Below are 1,690 nucleotides of genomic sequence, written 5' to 3'. Positions count from 1 at the left end.
CGACAAGACCGGCACCCTCACCCTCGGCGCACCGGAGCCGGTCGATCTTCATCTGCTGGATGCCACCCAGGCCGGTGTCGCGCTGGCGCTGGCGCAGTGCAGCCGTCACCCATTGTCAGAAGCCCTGCGCACGGCTCTCACCGCCGCCGGCACCGTGCCGCAGCAGGTGACATCGGTGCGCGAAACACCCGGGATTGGCCTTTCAAGTCAGTGGCAGGGACTGGTCGTGCGCCTCGGCCGGCCAGAAACGGACGCGGGCGACACCATGGCCGCCGCGCTCAGCATCGGTGACGCGCCAGAGGTGCTGATCCGCTTTGCCGATCCGCTGCGTCCAGCCGCGCTGGCGACCATCGCCGACCTGACCGCGCTCGGTCTGCCGTCACGCATCCTGTCCGGCGATCGACCGGGGCCGGTGGCAGCGGTCGCGGCGGCGCTTGGCATCAACGCTCAAGGCGGGCTCAGCCCGGCAGACAAGCTTGCCGAGATCAAGACACTGGCCGCCAGCGGCCACCGCGTGCTGATGGTGGGCGACGGCCTCAACGACGGCCCGGCGCTGGCCGCCGGCCATGTCTCCATGGCGCCGGGTTCGGCCGCCGATGCCAGCCAGAATGCCGCCGATGCGGTATTCCTGGGCAGCAGTCTTGCGCCGGTTGCCACCGCCATCCGCGCGGCGCGGGCGACACAGCGCATCGTCAAACAAAATTTCGCGCTGGCCATCGGCTACAATATCATCGCCGTGCCGCTGGCCATTGCCGGCCTGGTCACCCCGCTGGTTGCCGCGCTCGCCATGTCGGGCTCGTCGATCATCGTGGTGGCCAATGCGCTGCGATTAAAGCGATTGGGCGCTTGAAAGGCTCGACACGATGAACGGCATCCTGATCCTCATCCCGGTGGCGCTGGGCCTTGGTCTGCTTGGCCTGTTCGCCTTCTTCTGGGCGGTGGGGCGCGGCCAGTTCGACGACCTGGACGGCGCTGCCCTGCGCATCTTCATGGATGATGAGCCCGCCGCAAAGGAGCCTCCCGATGCTGCGCCGTGATCCGCTCGCCTATCTGCCGGCCCTGCTGGCGATCACGCTGACCGCACTGGCGGTTCCAGCGCGCGCCGAGGCTCTGCTGATCAGCCTGTGCAGCGGCGGCAGCCTGCCTGACCAGCCGGTCCGCGATTGCGATCCGGCCTGCCGTGTTGGCTGCAATCGCGAGAAGAAAGCCTCAGGCCAGCTCTGACGGTGCGGGCGCCGCGCCGGCCAGATCCGCCATGCGCGCCGTAAAGGCGATCTTCAGCGCGTCCGACAGCGAGCCAACCCCCAGTTTCGACATCAGGTTGGCGCGATGGATTTCAACGGTGCGCGGGGAAATGCCCAGATCATAGGCGATCACCTTGTTGGACTGGCCTTCCACCAACCCATTCAGCACGTCACGCTCGCGCGGGGTCAGCCCGTTCAGCTGAGCGCGGGCCTGATCGGCCAGCCGGTTCAATTCCGCGCGGCCATCATTGTGCCGCAGCGCCTGTTCCAGCGACGCGATCACGGCGGCCTTCTCGAACGGCTTTTCCAGGAAATCCACCGCCCCGGCCTTCATCGCCCCCACGGCCAGGCCCACATCGCCATGGCCGGTGATGATGATCACTGGCAGCAGTATTGTGTTTATTTATTTTTTGTAGGTTGGCATTCTCCGGGATTTTGTTGATCAG

At 66.7% G+C, this 1,690-nt stretch carries 3 protein-coding genes and 1 pseudogene; 3 read left to right on the top strand and 1 reads right to left on the bottom strand.

Going from position 1 to position 1,690, the window contains the following annotated elements; all coding sequences use genetic code 11:
• From RMO81_RS15050 to RMO81_RS15040, 3 genes are all read left to right on the top strand, one after another.
• Positions 1-850, top strand: an 850-nt coding sequence (locus RMO81_RS15050; protein ID WP_310476744.1) for an HAD-IC family P-type ATPase, incomplete at its 5' end; no start/stop codon positions are given.
• A gap of 13 nt (positions 851-863) precedes the next feature.
• Positions 864-1,037, top strand: a complete 174-nt coding sequence (ccoS, locus tag RMO81_RS15045; RefSeq protein ID WP_310476742.1) for a cbb3-type cytochrome oxidase assembly protein CcoS — start codon at positions 864-866, stop codon at positions 1,035-1,037.
• Complete coding sequence (locus RMO81_RS15040; protein WP_310476741.1) at positions 1,024-1,224, top strand: hypothetical protein; 201 nt, start codon at positions 1,024-1,026, stop codon at positions 1,222-1,224. The genes ccoS and RMO81_RS15040 overlap by 14 nt, the downstream gene beginning before the upstream one ends.
• Here RMO81_RS15040 and RMO81_RS15035 read toward each other — a convergent pair.
• Positions 1,210-1,638, bottom strand: a pseudogene (locus RMO81_RS15035) (response regulator transcription factor); the annotation flags it as partial. The gene RMO81_RS15040 and the pseudogene RMO81_RS15035 sit on opposite strands and share 15 nt — an antisense overlap.
• Positions 1,639-1,690 lie beyond the last annotated feature (52 nt).

Origin of the sequence: Sandarakinorhabdus sp. (assembly GCF_031422795.1) — a bacterium.
GTDB lineage: Bacteria > Pseudomonadota > Alphaproteobacteria > Sphingomonadales > Sphingomonadaceae > Sandarakinorhabdus.
Note: the sequence above shows the minus strand (reverse complement) of the source record. Positions and strands in the feature narration are given on the sequence as shown.

Coding starts and splice junctions, on each gene's coding strand:
- RMO81_RS15040 (WP_310476741.1), top strand. CDS start 1,024: ATGCTGCGCCGTGATCCGCTCGCCTATCTGCCGGCCCTGCTGGCGATC.
- ccoS (WP_310476742.1), top strand. CDS start 864: ATGAACGGCATCCTGATCCTCATCCCGGTGGCGCTGGGCCTTGGTCTG.